This window comes from Cyclobacterium sp. 1_MG-2023 (assembly GCF_030546805.1).
Classification (GTDB): Bacteria; Bacteroidota; Bacteroidia; order Cytophagales; family Cyclobacteriaceae; genus Cyclobacterium.
The window spans coordinates 117,537-131,982 of the sequence record NZ_JAUOPC010000006.1 but is presented as its reverse complement, the minus strand read 5'-3'; the positions used below and the strand labels follow the sequence as shown (position 1 = coordinate 131,982).

Sequence of the window (14,446 nt, the reverse complement as noted above, 5' to 3'; positions counted from 1 at the left end):
TCATCTTTGTAAGACCACAAATCTAAAATAATTTTTTGAGGCCACCTATCTTTTAAAAGAGCTAAAAAGGATTCTTTCTACTATAAGCTATCTTCTTCCTCTTCTTTCTTGGGAATTTTGGGTTGCATTAATCCTGAACTGCCCATTAATCCTGAAAAAGTAGCCTTCCACATATAATTGAAAACAAATTTATAAGGAATCCTTTCCACATAGATTGGAGAGCTTACCAGTCGGTTAAAAATAGGCCTTGGATTGTTTTTTCTTAAAGCCAAAGCATTGATGACAAAAGTTAAAATTCCTTTTCTTCCTCCGGCATCTTTTAAGGTACGCTCATCCAAAAGCTGCACTTTAAGCTTGTTGTATTTTAAGGTCATCTCCCCGATTGCTTCATTTTTATCCACCACAAAATGCCATTTTCCCTCCCTTACCTTGCCTCTTTTTACCGTAATAAAAGCATTGGTAGCCAATATGGAGTTGATGGAAGGAAGGTCAAAAGCACCTACCTCTGCCTCCACTGTAATAGGGTAAGGGTCTTCAAATTCCATTTGAACTTTTGCCTTTATCGGAGCCACCTTGTTGATTCTAAAATCGGCTTCCACCTCGGGATTTTTCCTGTCTTCTCCAAATTCCCCCAATCTAAAAGGGTACATTTTGGCATTGAACTGATCAAAAGTAATCTCACCCGGGACCATTCCTTTGATTGGAAACTCTGTATAAGTAAGCATGCCCTCTTTTACAATTAAGGTGTCCAACTCGATGATCTGCTTGGATAGCTCCATCAACTGCTGAGGCATCATCTTGACCACTGTGGTGTCCTCTTCAATTCTTTTGTCTCTAAAAACTTCCAACTGTGGCATTTCCAAGGTCATGCTAAGGGCTTCAATCTTCTCTTCAGCAATAAACCGTTTTAGGTTTAAGCCTTCTATAATGATTTTTGGCACATACAATTCCATTACATCCGTTTGCTTTCCTACTGCCCGTGCATAGGCAAACCGCCCTACCCTAGGTAAAAACCGAACTTCATTAAGGATCAATTTGTCCTTAGAAACCATTAATTTACCAATGCTTACTTTATTCAAGCTGTCCGGTAAATTCAGTTCATAGTCCTTGAACTCAAAACGGAAATCTTCATTGAAAAAGAAGTCAGAATTGAATTGTTGTTTTTGTGTAAAGTCAAAATTCAGGTCACTGAGAATAAGCCTTAGGTTTTTAAAGGCCCTATTAGGGATGGTGTCTGACTTGTCTATTAGGGCAAAACTTCCACCATTGAGTTTGAAATTCCTGATCAGGATACTTTCCAATATTTTGCGGCTCACTTCCTTTCCCTGCCCATTAGGTAATTCAATAGGGGGTTCATTTTTGCTTAGGTAGAGGTTTACCTCAGGATCTGTTAATCGCAAAAGGGATACATCAAGCTCTCCGGTTTTTTGAAAACTTGTAAGGGAGCGGGTATTGATGCTGATCTGGGGAATATGTGCTTTAATTATTGGGCCTTGCAGATTTTCAGGGGCTTCTTTAGGCACCACATTCACATTCTCTATCAATATTTCTTCCTTCCGAGAGTCAAGTTGAATTTTTGAAAAAGTGACTGTATGAACACTGTCCTTAAGTGCCAGAGAAAAATTGTCTACATCCAAAGCCATGGTCGAAAAGAAGCTGGCAATGTCTCCATTCGATAACCTGGTAGAATCAAGCAGAAAGTCTGCTATGGCTATGTTGATTCCGGTATTGATCAATTGTAAATCATTTCCATTCTGGTAATTCGCCACATTAAAAGAACCATTGGTGGCCAAAATGGAATCTATTTTGATTACATCAATGGTTTTTGGAAGGTTTCTACTTTTCTTTTTTTCCTCATTTGGCTTGTCTTCTTCTTTGTTAAAGGCCCGGTTGATGGACAAATTCACTTCAGCATCTGAAAACCGAAGTTTGGTCAATGCCAAGGTGTTGTCAAACAAAAAGGCTTCCAGGTCTACTCCACTAAAGCTTAAATCGGGAAAACTCGCCTCAATACTGACCTTTGATTCGAGGTCTTTATTGGGCATTAACTTAACATCGAAGGTATTGATTTCTTCCCGCGCAGAATTGAAGCCGATTCGGCCGGCCACAATGCTGTATTTTCCATTGGCCAAGTTGAATAGATAATTGTTAAGGTTGACATCTACTTCATCTGAAAACAAGGTCCTGTTAGCTGCAGGGTTTATCTTTTCGTCCAGGTAAAAATTCCTGATTTTTACTGAGATGTTATTCTCGGCGAAGGACCTGAACTGTTCATTGGCAAAGTTTTCATAGTTGAAAGTACCATTTTCGGTGCTCAAAGAGTCAATACTGATAACTTTGAAATAGCTGGTTATCAAATCCAATACATCTCCACGTTTTAGTTTTTCTTGCTTGTCATTTTCTTTGGGGATGTATTTTGTCCAATGGATGATTGGGCTGGGGATGTCAATATGATTGATAAATAACTTGTTTTGAAAATAAGCTTGGTTGATATCCACTCCGGTAGCAGAAAATTCCGGTATCTCGATATCCAAAACGGTTGTTCTGCCATATTTATCCAGCAAGGGAAGTACGGCTTCAGGGGAGAAGGGTTTAAGTTTAAACCCATCCACATGCAATAGATCCTTTTTGGTATCAATTAATATTTTGTCTGCTACAAAAAGATGCAGGTTATCTGACAACTTAAGGGCATAGTCTTCAATCTCAAGCCTAAGGTTGTCGGCCAGAAAAATCCTCAAAGAAGTATCTGACATGTATTTATCATCCAGCTGAAAATTCTCTAGCAGAAAGTTTATTTTCCCAAAAGCCAAGCTGTCTTGCCTTACTCTGAGGTGATTGTCTAGTACAAGGCTACCATTTTCCACTTCTAATTTCTGGACATATACAGCTTTAAAAAAACCTTTGGTTAATTGCTGTAGGTCATTCATTTGGGAGGGCTTGCTTTCTGCAGTAGCATTGCCAAGGATGTCTTTGATCACTACATCCGGTGCATTTATTAGCAACTCCCCTATGTCAATGATGTTTTCATTGTAGACTTTTCTCAGATTTGCATTGGCAAATTCCAGCAGTGGTACTTTTATTTCAAAAAGGGAAGCTTCCGCAAGGCTGTCTTCATCCACTTCCGGATTAAGTTCTATTTCATTGATCTTAACCTTGTCATCTAAAGTAGACAGGTAAATATTGTGTCCTGAAATCCAATGCACCCCGTCTGCCAAGGCTATTCTTGCCCGATCAATTTCTAATGTTGCATTTCTAGCATATAAAAAATTATCTTTTTTAAGCTCCTCGTCTTGTCCCAGGTATACTTCTTCCAAAGAAAATTGGATTTCATCTGCTTCAATTCGGTTCTTATTGGGGTTATGAACGCCCCTTTGCAAGAACTCTCCATCGTCAATGGTCAAAGCTTTTATGGTGATCGACTCCAGTAAATCTTCCACCAGGTCGTACATGTCTGTGGTTCTTGCTTCCTCATCCATCGCATTCCTGTCCGTATACAAAACGATATGCGGTGCATTAAGATTGAGGTCGCCAATGGCAACTTTTGACGTTTGGAACATCTCCATGATGTCAGCATCTGTCAAGGCTAGCTTTTCCAAAAATATTTCATAGTAGACGTCGGCTGCTTTTTCCAAATTGGGGGTAACCCTTACCTTGCTCGCCAATATTTGCTTGTCCAGAGAAGATACGGCTACCTTTTCGGCCATGACCTTATGAACGCTATCTGCTAATGAAACCTCAAAGTCATCAAAATCCAATTGAAAGCCCTCGATGCCAAAAGGAACATTCTCTTCCTCTCCCCCAATGAGATGTATGTTTTTGAGGTATAGGTTGGTGTTTTGGGCAGCAATGGATTTTTGACTTAGGAAATTTTCTATTAAAAAATTGGCCTGATCGATGTAAAAATCATTGATAAAAATCTCCTTTAAGGAACCATTAAGTGATTTCTTTATTTCGAATTCAAGTTGTTTTAGAGGGCTGAATTCTTTGTTCTCAGTAAGTTCCAATTGTTGTTTGGCCTGGATCATGGGAGCTGTCAAGCGTAGTTCATCAGCTGTTAACTTGCCATCTTCACCTATGAAGTTTAGGCCCAATATATCCAATTGATCTACTGAAATTTTGTAATAGGGGATTTTTAGGGCGTCAAAAATTGTGGGGTCTGTTGGTACAAGTTGAAACTTTTCGACAAAAAGACCACGCTGAAACAAGGAAAGGTACACCCTTTCAAAGTCTACAGCGTATTTGCCTTTTGAAACTTTCTCTACCTGTTGCTGTATATATTCTCTAAATAACCAGTCAGCTGCGAAAAAAAGAATGAAATGGGTAGAGATAGCAAGAAAGGCGAGAACTGAAATGATTTTCAGAAATCGCTTTCTTTTTCTTCCAGATTTTTTGATATCTAATTCTTCTCCACTCATTTTTCAGATCAAGAATACAAAATAAAGAGGAAAATGTTTAAGAAAGACCGCTAAAAGAAAAATTTGAGCTACTAAAAATAAAAAAGCCGGTGGATATATGTTTGAATATATTCACCGGCTTGGGTATAAATGCTGTAGGAGAAGGATTCGAACCTCCACGAGGTTGTTAGGCAACACATTGAGCTCGATGTGTGCTTTGTCCAATACGCCGGATAAACCGGTTTCCTCACCCCCGAGACAGGAGGGCATGTCTGCCAATTTCAACACCCTACAGTGTTTGAAAACTTTATCAAAAATGACTTCGCTTTTCCAGAGCGGAAACCGAATTATATTTTGATATAGCAAATGTAATAAATCGTAGAGATTTAGAAAATATTATCATTAGAAATATTAAAAAATTATAATATCAGTAAAAAATAACCTTAATTTAAATGGTATTGAAAATTATAGGTCCTATTATATTGCCGGTTTTAGGGATTCGATAATTGGCTATTTTTCAAATTTCACATAATTTTCCCACTTTTCGATGACCGTTAACATGTCCTCCGGTATTTCCCCTTCAAAATACAATTCTTCTCCACTTATCGGGTGAATAAAACCCAAAGATTTGGCATGTAGTGCCTGCCTGGGAAGTATCTGAAAACAATTTTGAATGTAAGATTTGTACTTTGAATATTGGGTTCCTTTTCGAATTTGATCTCCTCCATACATGGCATCATTAAACAGCGGGTGGCCGATGTATTTCATATGTGCTCGAATTTGGTGTGTCCTCCCGGTTTCTAGCTCACAGCTTAAAAGGCTGACATACCGCAGTCTTTTGATAACTTTCCAGTGAGTGATGGCCGACTTTCCCGCATCACCTTCAGGATATGCCTGCATCACTTTTCGGTCCTTAACTCCCCGACCTATAGGTACATTGATTGTTCCTTCATCATCTGCCGGTTCTCCCCAGACCAAGGCCACATAGGTTCTTGATATAGAATGATCAAAAAACTGCTTGGCAAGATGAGTCATGGCCCTTTCGGATTTAGCAATTACCAAGAGTCCACTGGTGTCTTTGTCTATCCTGTGTACCAAACCCGGCCGTCCTGAATTCCCGGGTAATTCCGGGAGATTTTTAAAATAGAATGCCAATGCATTGACTAAGGTGCCGGTCCAGTTCCCATGTGCAGGATGCACCACCATACCTGCAGGTTTATAAACTACCATTAGGTGGTCATCTTCATACCTGATGTCTAAAGGAAGATCCTCCGCTACCACCTCTGTTTCCTTGCGACTTTTTTCCATGGCAAAGGTAATCAGGTCGCCTGCTTTGATTTTATAATTGGCTTTTACTACCTCCCCATTTACTTTAACTATTCCGGAAATAATGCTTTGCTGAACCTTATTTCTAGTAGCATAGGCCAGTTTATCGGTAATAAATTTGTCTATTCTAATCGAATTTTGTCCGGGATCTACAGTAAGTTCATGGTGATCGAAAAAACTTTCCTCTTCCGGTAATTCTTCATTCGTGATCTCTGTCATGGTGCAAAATTAGGATTTGATCAAAAACAATTAGAGTTTTGACTTAAAATCATTGGATAAATTTATTTTGACTGCGTTAAAACCTGCCATATATCAGCAACTTCACGACCCGTTAATCAATGAAAAGGGCTTAGAAGTAATTGTTAAAAGACTGGATTTACTTCATCCAGATGTTCAAGGTAACAAATTTTATAAACTACATTATAACCTTGAAGCGGCGAAGAAATCGGGGCTTTCACAAGTATTGACCTTTGGAGGGGCTTATTCCAACCATATTCATGCTACCGCATTGGCGGCTTCTGCAAATGGGTTGAAGGCCATAGGAGTCATTAGAGGTGAACTAATCACTCCACTTAATCCAACCTTGGAAGATGCCCTGAATCAAGGGATGGAATTGCACCCAATGTCTAGGGAAGAATACAGGCAAAAAGACAGTTCTTCCCTGCTAAAAAGCTTGGAAGATAAATTTGGAGCGTTTTATTTGATTCCTGAGGGAGGAACCAATGCCCTGGCCATAAAAGGAACCCAAGAAATTTTGGAGGACAAGGATTTGACGATGGATTTTATTACTTGTCCTATTGGGACCGGAGGTACATTTGCAGGGCTCTTGGCAAGTGCCAGACCCAATCAAAAGCTTATTGGATTTTCTTCTTTGAAAGGTGATTTTATAATTTCTGAGGTGGATCAGTTGCTTCGCAAATATGGGATTCAGCCCAAATGTGCGTATAAAATTCAGACAACCTATCACTTTGGAGGATACGCTAAACACAAGCCAAACTTGGTTTCATTTATACAGGAAATAAAAACAAAGGCCAATCTACCACTTGAGCCTGTCTATACAGGTAAGATGGTATTTGGCCTTTTTGACATGATTCAGAAAGATTATTTCCCTAAAGGAAGTAAAATATTGGTTCTGCATACCGGAGGATTACAAGGTATCCGAGGATTTGAGCAAAGACTCGGCATCAAGCTTTGACCTACACCGCTCCGGAAGTTTCCACTTTTTCTACTATGGCGGCATAGTCTAAATCATTCCAGTTTTTGGGGACATCCGGGTCCTTCATTACCTCATCCATCACTTTTTCCTGGAGTTTACCAATGGCATAAGCCTCCGAATAGCGCATATTAGAAAAAGTTACCATGCTGTACAGGGGTTGCCATTCTTTGGGATACAATTCATGCAGTTTGGCTTCAATTTTTTTCCGTATCAGAAATTTAGGATCAGCAATGTTGTCACTCATCTCTTTGAAATTATCCATGGCCAGCTGGCAGATGGCATCGGTATCCGGTTTCCTTGTTTTCTGAAATTTTTCGAAGACCAAATCCCAAGAGGAAGTACCGTATTTCTCGATAAGGTTGTCCAAAATAAAACAATCTTCAAATCCACAGTTCATGCCTTGTCCATAGAAAGGAACCATGGCATGGGCCGCATCCCCTATGAGCAAGGCGTTGTTTTCAGTCCATGGATAGCACTCTGTATTGATAAGGGCGGAAGTAGGATTGTTTTTGAAATCAGCCAACAGATTAGGCATCAAATCAAAGGCGTCATTGAAGTAAGTTTTAAAAATTAGATTGATATCCTTGTCATCATAGATGTTTTCAAAGCTAACTTTATAACCTTCAAAAGGCAAAAACAGGGTACAGGTAAAAGACTTGTCCAAATTAGGCAAAGCTATGAGCATGAACTTTCCCCTTGGCCAAATATGAAGGGCATTGGGGTCCAGTGCAAAATCTCCGGCAGCAGTAGGTGGAATGTGTAATTCCTTATAGCCGTGAGAGATAAATTTTTGGTAAAAATTAAATCTTACTTGGCTTTGGAAGGCATTTCTTAGTGCAGAGTAGGAACCATCAGAACCAATTAGCACATCTGAAGTCATCCGTGTTTCTGAGCCATCTTTAAGGCAAAATTCCACTTCTCGCTTAGAGACATTGACATTTTCCACTTTGTGGTTAAAATAAATCTTTGTACCCAGTGCTTCAGCTTCATCCATTAGCAGTTCGTTAAATACATTTCTGCTTATGGAATAAATGGCCTGATTCTCTTTTCCGTAGGGTTGAAAGTAGGTATTCCCATGTTCATCATGGATTCTTCTGCCGGACAAGGGTAAGGTATAGGGCAAAACTTTTTCTTTCAAGCCTGCTTTTTCCAGGGCATTCCAGCCTCTGTCACTCAAAGCCATATTGATTGATCTGCCTTCTCCGGTTTTATTTGAATTGCGCCAATCCTGACGTTTTTCATAGATAGTAACATCTAGTCCTCTTTTTTTGAGGTATATGGCGAGCAGGGATCCGATGAGTCCCGCGCCCAATAGGTCTATTTTCTCATTCATTTTTTAACAGGTTTAATTCTTGGGGTTATTCATTCAATGAGTTTTTGAGGATTTTACTGAATTCAAAAACATCCTGAAAGCTATTGTACATAGGGGTGGGTGCAAGTCTGATGACATTGGGATTTCTCCAATCCGCCACCACTCCGTTATCAATCCACAAATCAAAAACTTTTTTGCCTTTTTTGTGAATCAATAAAGAGAGTTGGCATCCCCTTTCTGTTGGTCTTAAGGGAGTTATAATTTCTAACAATTCAGGGTCTTTAATTGTTTCACGAATGGCAAATTCGAGATAACCGGTTAATTGAATACTCTTTTTTCTTAAGTTTTCTAAGCCGGCTTCGGCAAATAATTCCAGCGAAGCCTGGTGGGCAGCTAAGCCCAGTACATTGTCGTTGCTTAATAACCAGCCATCTGCTCCGGGCATATGCTTGAAGCCCTTATTCATTTTAAATCGTTCTTTTTCATCATGTCCCCACCAGCCGGCAAATCTAGGCAGCAGGAGGTTGTCACGGTGTTTTTCGTGCACGAAGATTCCCGCGACATTACCGGGTCCTGAGTTGAGGTATTTGTAGCTACACCAAGTTGCGAAGTCTACTCCCCAGTCATGAAGCTGGAGCGGAACATTTCCTATGGCATGGGCAAGATCAAAGCCTACAGGGATATTGTGTTGATTGGCTGCTTTACTTATTGCTTTTAAATCAAACAACTGTCCTGTATAGTACTGAAGTCCCGAAAGCATGACCAAGGCCAATTCATCTTTATGGCTTTCTATAATTTGAAGAATGTCTTCGGTGCGTAACAGGTGTTCATTTGGTCTTGGCGCCAATTCCAGTATGGCTTCATCTGGAATCAAGCCATGAAATTTTACCTGAGACTCCAATATATACTGATCAGAAGGAAAAGCCCCGGCTTCGGTTAGGATCTTGATTTTTTTTCCTTTGGGTTGATAAAACGACACCATCAATAGGTGGAGGTTTACACTTAGGCTATTCATGGCTACAACCTCCTCCGGATTGGCTCCAACTAAAGGTCCAAGCAGACTTTTAGAAGGTTTTCTGGCATCGACCCAGGGTACTTTGCCTTCAAAGTGACCGTCCACTCCTTTATCGGCCCATTTTTCCAATTCTTGTTTCAAGTAAGCATTGACGGTTCGGGGCTGTAAACCAAGAGAATTGCCACAAAAATAGATCAGTGGTTGGCCATTTTGTTCCGGAATATAAAATTTTTCCCGGAAAGTGGACAGTGGATCAGCTTGATCCATTCTGTGCGCAAATTCCGGTGTTAATTCAAATGCAATCTGATCCATATCTGGATGGGAAAATGGTGTATTTATTTTAAATCAAAGTTCCAGAAATCATACCCGGCCTATTTTTGCATTACTGTACCGCATTTTTTACAGCGTGTGTTTTCGGGGTTGGCCCAAAAACGATCCATTATAGGAGGCAGTTGGTTTACTATATCTGAGATGGTGGCATATTCTTCGTAAAGTTTGTTGTCACAGTTTTCACAAAACCAAAGGAAACCATCTTCTTCACCCGGTTTTCTATACCTTTCTATCACCAGACCCACTGTATTGGCCGGTCTTCTGGGGCTATGAGGCACTCTGGGAGGCAGTAGAAACACTTCCCCTTCTTTGATGGGTATGTCTTTCATTACCCCATCGTCTACTATTTTAAGAACAATATCACCTTCAACTTGGTAAAAGAACTCCTCACCTTCGTTGTAGTGGTAATCCTTTCTGGCGTTTGGACCTCCTACCACCATGACGATAAAGTCGTCATTTTCCAGGTACATTTGTTGATTGCCCACCGGAGGTTTTAATAAATGGCGGTGATCATCTATCCATTTGGTGAAATTGATTGGTTGGGAAACGGCCATAATTTGAATAGTTTTAATGATTATGCCTGGGCTTGCTTGATCATACTGAAGATGAATTATAGGCCTAAGGCGAACGGCCAAAATTATAAAAAATATCCTATTAATGAACTATATAAACCTTAGCATTAACAAAATGGTAAAAATGATTGTTTACAAAGGTTTTATGCCGAGTTTTGAATAAATGGTGACCTACCAATTTTTTATCATTGCTATTCAGTAACTTGCCCGAAAAAGTAAATGATTGGTTTGCTTTGACCTACTAAAATGATCCAATTCAGCCTTTTTTAAGCCCTTATGTCCTCACACCATTTTGTAAAAGAACAACAAGAACCGGCTTTGCTTCTGTTGCTTGAAGAAATTGAAGATACGGAAACTCTTTCTTCCCTACTCGAATGGGTGCCTACCGTCTTGGTTACCCAAAACAATGTGCAAAAAATCATGTCATTGGGTATCAAAATTGATGGGATTCTTGCCACAAAGGAATTCCAGAATGACAACCCTTCCTTGCTTGAAGAACAGCATCCGGTAATATTTATCACTTCGGCTGAAGGTGCCTTCTTAGAAGCCGGCCTCAATTACCTTAGGGAAAAAGAGCATCATGCGGTAAATATCCTGAACTTTGATCCCTTGCGTGTAGGGGAGTTGCTTCCTCAGCTATCACATTTGGACATAGTATATTTTTACAATGGAATAAGGTATTTTCCGGCCAAGAAAGGAAAAATGAAAAAATGGTTCCCCGAAGGTCCCATACAGGTGCATGGTGCTGAAGGACAATTTATTGAACATCAATCGGCATCTGCTTCCAATGTTTTTCGCATCCAATACACTACCTTTTTAGAGCTTGAAGAGGGTTTTCATACCTTTAGTAGCAATGATTTGTTTTGGATAGGCACCTTGGTATAGTCGAGAAATCAAGCCAAAAATATGCTGTAGACGAATGGCCAAAATTTCAGGTTTCTCCTGCCTCTAAAGCAAAAGGCTTTTTAACCCTAAATATGCAATAGACCTTCTACCCAATGATTACGAACCCAATTATACAATCCTGGTATTTAGTTTTAAGGTACCGTTTGCCGGACTTGGCCATATACGATGCGATCCTTTCCGTTGATGTCCCGGATTAGCCGGACTTCTCCAAAGCCTTCGCTGTTCATCATGGAAACGACTTCCGGGCCAAAAGCTTCATTGATTTCAAAATACAGGAAGCCATTAGGGTTGAGAGATTCTTTGGCATGAAGGCATATGGCTTTGTAAAAGCGCAAGGGGTCCTCATTGGGTACAAACAAAGCCAATTCAGGCTCATGTTTCAGCACATTGGCTTGCATCAAGGCACGTTCTTTTTCCAACACATAGGGAGGGTTGCTGACCATAAGGTCATATTGATCCAAATGCAAATCTTTATTCAAAACATCTGCTTTGATAAAATTGAGCTTTGATCCATGTTTTGCTGCATTGTGTTTGGCGATGGCCAAAGCTTGCTCACTGATGTCTAGGGCCGATACCTCCGCTTCTGCCCATTCCAGCGCCAAGGATATGGCAATGCAACCAGAGCCTGTCCCAAGGTCAAGGACTTTCATTTTTCCTTTGTGGTTTTGTAGAATCAGTTGGACCAGTTCTTCGGTCTCATTTCTGGGAATCAGTACACCGGGGCCAACCCTAAATTCTCTTCCATAAAACGGTGCTTTTGCCAATATGTATTGTATGGGTTCACCAGCCATTAATTTGGCCATGGCATTTTCTAAGTTTTCAGGAACTAAAGGAATGGGTTTATTATTTAATACATCTATTCGGTCCACAGACAAATAGGCTTCGAAAAGCCACATCACCAGACTGCGTACTTCAGTATCCGGATAAAGGGAGGTTAATTGGCTTACATAGGCCTTGTATACGTCTCTTAAATTCATTTCTTAATTGGGTTACCGATCCCTTTGTTATTGATGAAAAACCAAAAATAAATTGCCCCGATAGCATAACAGACCAAATCCAAGGGGTCTCGAACATACACAGAAGACCAAGCGGGCAGTAACCCTTCGAATAACAGGCCAAAGTATACCAGGCCAATGATAATTTGCTTTTTGGAGAAGATCAGTTGTGTATGGTTTTGATGCACCCATCTAAACGCTTGTAAGGTAATGCCAAGGACCACCGGTATGGCAAGGAGGTCATCCAAGTAACTGTGCAAAAATGGCAAAAACAGGCCTTGAATCTTTTCAAGGTATTGATTGGCCCAGAATAGTATACATGGAAACCAGAAGAAGGGATTTTTGAGCACCGACATTATCCGGGCAAGGCAGCTATCAGCCAAGCAATTATTGTGATAATGGTGATATAAAGGCTATAAAAGAAATTACCTACTATTTTGGATTTCTTTACAAATGCACTGTCGCTTTCCTTGATGTAGAAAATCCACTGTTCTTCATTGACTTTCTTTTGAGCAGCTCTTTTTTCTTCGAATGCCAATTCTTCCTTTCCGAGTATTTCACCGCAATGTTCGCAGGTATCAGTCAGGTTTTGATTCCATTCAGTCCATTTTCCACAATTTGGGCATTTTTTTTCTCCCATAGCGGCAAAAATACCAAAATATCCATCTTCTGCCAACTCCTCTTATACTTCTTGGGCATATTCCCCGTACATATTTTCTATATTTGTGGTTAAATTAAAAATGCCTATATGAAGCTCTTTCCAAATACAGTTAACGCAGTGGTCAAAGCGTTGGAAGAAATATTTGACAATAACCATTACGCTGACAAAGTAATAGAAAAAGTTTTGCGATCTAATCCTAAATGGGGGGCCAGAGACCGGGCATTTATTGCAGAAAGTGTTTATGAGATCGTTCGATGGAAAAGGTTGATTGAGAAACTAAGTCCTTCGAATGATTATTATCACTGGTTCGGTACCTATTGGGTATTGCATGACAGGGTCTTGCCCGATTGGAGAGAGTTCAAAGGTATCAATGGAGAGAAAATCAGGCAGCACAGGTCTAAAATAGCAAACCGAGCCGTATTGCAGTCTATACCGGATTGGTTAGATGAAATGGGAGCTGCGCAATTGGGTGACAATTGGGAGCCCGAATTGGCCAGTCTAAATGAACAAGCGCAGGTGGTATTGCGTGCCAATACACTTAAGACACAGCGGACAGAGCTCAAAAATAAACTTGAGGAACTGGAAGTAAAAGCATATGTTCCAAAAGAATATCCTGATGCTTTGGTTTTGCTAAAGCGCAAGAATGTGTTCCGGACACCACTATTTAAAGAGGGGCTATTTGAGGTACAGGATGCTTCTTCGCAAATGGTAGCAGCAGCTTTGGAAGTGGAGCCGGGTATGAGGGTGATCGATGCCTGTTCAGGTGCAGGAGGTAAAGCCTTACATTTGGCGGCCTTGATGCAAAACAAAGGCAGGATTTTGGCCATGGATACAGAAGCCTGGAAGTTAAAAAATGCCAAATTGAGAGCCAGAAGAGCCGGAATTTCAATAATGGAAACCAAAGCCATAGAGAGTAACAAAACCATTAAAAGGCTTCATGAAAGTGCAGACCGTTTGTTGTTAGACGTTCCTTGTTCAGGCTTGGGAGTTTTGAAGAGAAATCCTGATACCAAGTGGAAGCTCAATCCGGCATCCATAGCAAAAGTAGAAGCCTTACAGAAAGAGATCCTGTTTCAATATCCCTCTATGCTCAAACCGGGTGGAATCATGATCTACGCTACTTGTAGTATTCTTCCCTCCGAAAATCACAAGCAAGTGGAGGCTTTTCTAAGCAGTGAAAATGGGCAAAAATTTGAACTCATGGAAGAGACCCAGGTGCTTTCCCATGAAAGTGGCTTTGATGGTTTTTATATTGCCAAATTGAGAAAGAAAAAGTAATGCGCTCATTATTACTAGGGCTAATTTTAGCAATAGTTTAGGTTCATGTAACCACTTTTCTCACAAAAATTATTGGTGAAGGGCAACAGTATCACCATCCACCCACCGGATTCCTCTATAGGTTGGAATGCCAATTTGGGAAATTTCAAATAGGAATTTGCCTTTTCTCTTGGAGGGGAGAAAACAAAAAATATTGTGAGGACTACTTTCTTGTCAAGACCCCTTGTGAATGAACAATTGATACATGCTGCCAATAAAAATTTATGGAAGGTGGTTGATATTAGTGACTTAGGCGCAGATCCTGAAAACATGGCTATTGGAGAATTCGAAAATCAAGCGGTGGCTTCTCATCCAAATGACCGAGGAATGAGGGGCATAAGTGCAGCTTTGTCCAAGGGAGTTAAGGTTATGGAACAATGACTCCCTCCAAAGATTATTCCT

Annotated in this window: 12 protein-coding genes; 4 read left to right on the top strand and 8 right to left on the bottom strand. The window is 40.3% G+C overall.

Annotation, left to right across the window (positions count from 1 at the left end):
• Positions 1-80: 80 nt before the first annotated feature.
• Both Q4534_RS11210 and Q4534_RS11205 read right to left on the bottom strand, forming a co-directional pair.
• On the bottom strand, positions 81-4,415 hold the full coding sequence (locus Q4534_RS11210; protein ID WP_303613266.1) for a hypothetical protein: 4,335 nt from the start codon (positions 4,413-4,415) through the stop codon (positions 81-83).
• A gap of 489 nt (positions 4,416-4,904) precedes the next feature.
• Positions 4,905-5,939 (bottom strand): RluA family pseudouridine synthase, encoded by a 1,035-nt coding sequence (locus tag Q4534_RS11205; protein ID WP_303613265.1) that lies wholly within the window; start codon positions 5,937-5,939, stop codon positions 4,905-4,907.
• A gap of 52 nt (positions 5,940-5,991) precedes the next feature.
• Between Q4534_RS11205 and Q4534_RS11200 the strand changes: the two genes are divergently transcribed.
• A complete protein-coding gene (locus Q4534_RS11200; protein ID WP_303613264.1) occupies positions 5,992-6,915 on the top strand; it encodes a 1-aminocyclopropane-1-carboxylate deaminase/D-cysteine desulfhydrase in 924 nt (307 codons plus the stop codon).
• A gap of 1 nt (position 6,916) precedes the next feature.
• Here Q4534_RS11200 and Q4534_RS11195 read toward each other — a convergent pair whose 3' ends face one another.
• From Q4534_RS11195 to Q4534_RS11185, 3 genes are read right to left on the bottom strand one after another with little or no spacing between them, the layout of a single operon-like run.
• Positions 6,917-8,269, bottom strand: a complete 1,353-nt coding sequence (locus Q4534_RS11195) for an NAD(P)/FAD-dependent oxidoreductase (RefSeq protein ID WP_303613263.1) — start codon at positions 8,267-8,269, stop codon at positions 6,917-6,919.
• Positions 8,270-8,294: 25 nt separating this feature from the next.
• A complete protein-coding gene (gene kynU, locus Q4534_RS11190) occupies positions 8,295-9,575 on the bottom strand; it encodes a kynureninase (RefSeq protein WP_303613262.1) in 1,281 nt (426 codons plus the stop codon).
• Positions 9,576-9,634: 59 nt separating this feature from the next.
• Positions 9,635-10,147 (bottom strand): 3-hydroxyanthranilate 3,4-dioxygenase, encoded by a 513-nt coding sequence (locus Q4534_RS11185; protein ID WP_303613261.1) that lies wholly within the window; start codon positions 10,145-10,147, stop codon positions 9,635-9,637.
• Between the two features lie 294 nt (positions 10,148-10,441).
• Here Q4534_RS11185 and Q4534_RS11180 point away from each other — a divergent pair, with 294 nt between their 5' ends.
• Positions 10,442-11,050, top strand: coding sequence for a thiamine pyrophosphokinase (locus Q4534_RS11180; RefSeq protein ID WP_303613260.1), 609 nt, complete (start codon positions 10,442-10,444; stop codon positions 11,048-11,050).
• Positions 11,051-11,202: 152 nt separating this feature from the next.
• Here Q4534_RS11180 and prmC read toward each other — a convergent pair whose 3' ends face one another.
• The 3 genes from prmC to Q4534_RS11165 are packed head-to-tail and all read right to left on the bottom strand — an operon-like array spanning position 11,203 to position 12,742.
• Positions 11,203-12,048 carry a peptide chain release factor N(5)-glutamine methyltransferase gene (gene prmC, locus Q4534_RS11175; RefSeq protein ID WP_303613259.1) on the bottom strand — a complete coding sequence of 282 codons (846 nt, stop codon included), beginning with the start codon at positions 12,046-12,048 and terminating at the stop codon, positions 11,203-11,205.
• On the bottom strand, positions 12,045-12,422 hold the full coding sequence (locus Q4534_RS11170; protein ID WP_303613258.1) for a magnesium citrate secondary transporter: 378 nt from the start codon (positions 12,420-12,422) through the stop codon (positions 12,045-12,047). Before Q4534_RS11170 ends, prmC begins: the two co-directional genes overlap by 4 nt.
• Entirely contained in the window at positions 12,422-12,742 is a 321-nt protein-coding gene (locus tag Q4534_RS11165; RefSeq protein ID WP_303613257.1) for a hypothetical protein, read from the bottom strand. Before Q4534_RS11165 ends, Q4534_RS11170 begins: the two co-directional genes overlap by 1 nt.
• Positions 12,743-12,814: 72 nt before the next feature.
• On the opposite strand from Q4534_RS11165, the gene Q4534_RS11160 reads away from it, so the two are divergent.
• Together Q4534_RS11160 and Q4534_RS11155 are read left to right on the top strand one after the other, a co-directional pair.
• Entirely contained in the window at positions 12,815-14,005 is a 1,191-nt protein-coding gene (locus tag Q4534_RS11160) for an RsmB/NOP family class I SAM-dependent RNA methyltransferase (protein WP_303613256.1), read from the top strand.
• A gap of 195 nt (positions 14,006-14,200) precedes the next feature.
• Positions 14,201-14,425: a hypothetical protein gene (locus tag Q4534_RS11155; protein ID WP_303613255.1), complete on the top strand. Its 225-nt coding sequence runs from the start codon at positions 14,201-14,203 to the stop codon at positions 14,423-14,425.
• The last annotated feature ends 21 nt before the right edge of the window (positions 14,426-14,446 follow it).

Coding starts and splice junctions, on each gene's coding strand:
- Q4534_RS11210 (WP_303613266.1), bottom strand. CDS start 4,415: ATGAGTGGAGAAGAATTAGATATCAAAAAATCTGGAAGAAAAAGAAAG.
- Q4534_RS11195 (WP_303613263.1), bottom strand. CDS start 8,269: ATGAATGAGAAAATAGACCTATTGGGCGCGGGACTCATCGGATCCCTG.
- Q4534_RS11185 (WP_303613261.1), bottom strand. CDS start 10,147: ATGGCCGTTTCCCAACCAATCAATTTCACCAAATGGATAGATGATCAC.
- Q4534_RS11180 (WP_303613260.1), top strand. CDS start 10,442: ATGTCCTCACACCATTTTGTAAAAGAACAACAAGAACCGGCTTTGCTT.
- Q4534_RS11160 (WP_303613256.1), top strand. CDS start 12,815: ATGAAGCTCTTTCCAAATACAGTTAACGCAGTGGTCAAAGCGTTGGAA.
- kynU (WP_303613262.1), bottom strand. CDS start 9,575: ATGGATCAGATTGCATTTGAATTAACACCGGAATTTGCGCACAGAATG.
- Q4534_RS11170 (WP_303613258.1), bottom strand. CDS start 12,422: ATGTCGGTGCTCAAAAATCCCTTCTTCTGGTTTCCATGTATACTATTC.
- Q4534_RS11205 (WP_303613265.1), bottom strand. CDS start 5,939: ATGACAGAGATCACGAATGAAGAATTACCGGAAGAGGAAAGTTTTTTC.
- prmC (WP_303613259.1), bottom strand. CDS start 12,048: ATGAATTTAAGAGACGTATACAAGGCCTATGTAAGCCAATTAACCTCC.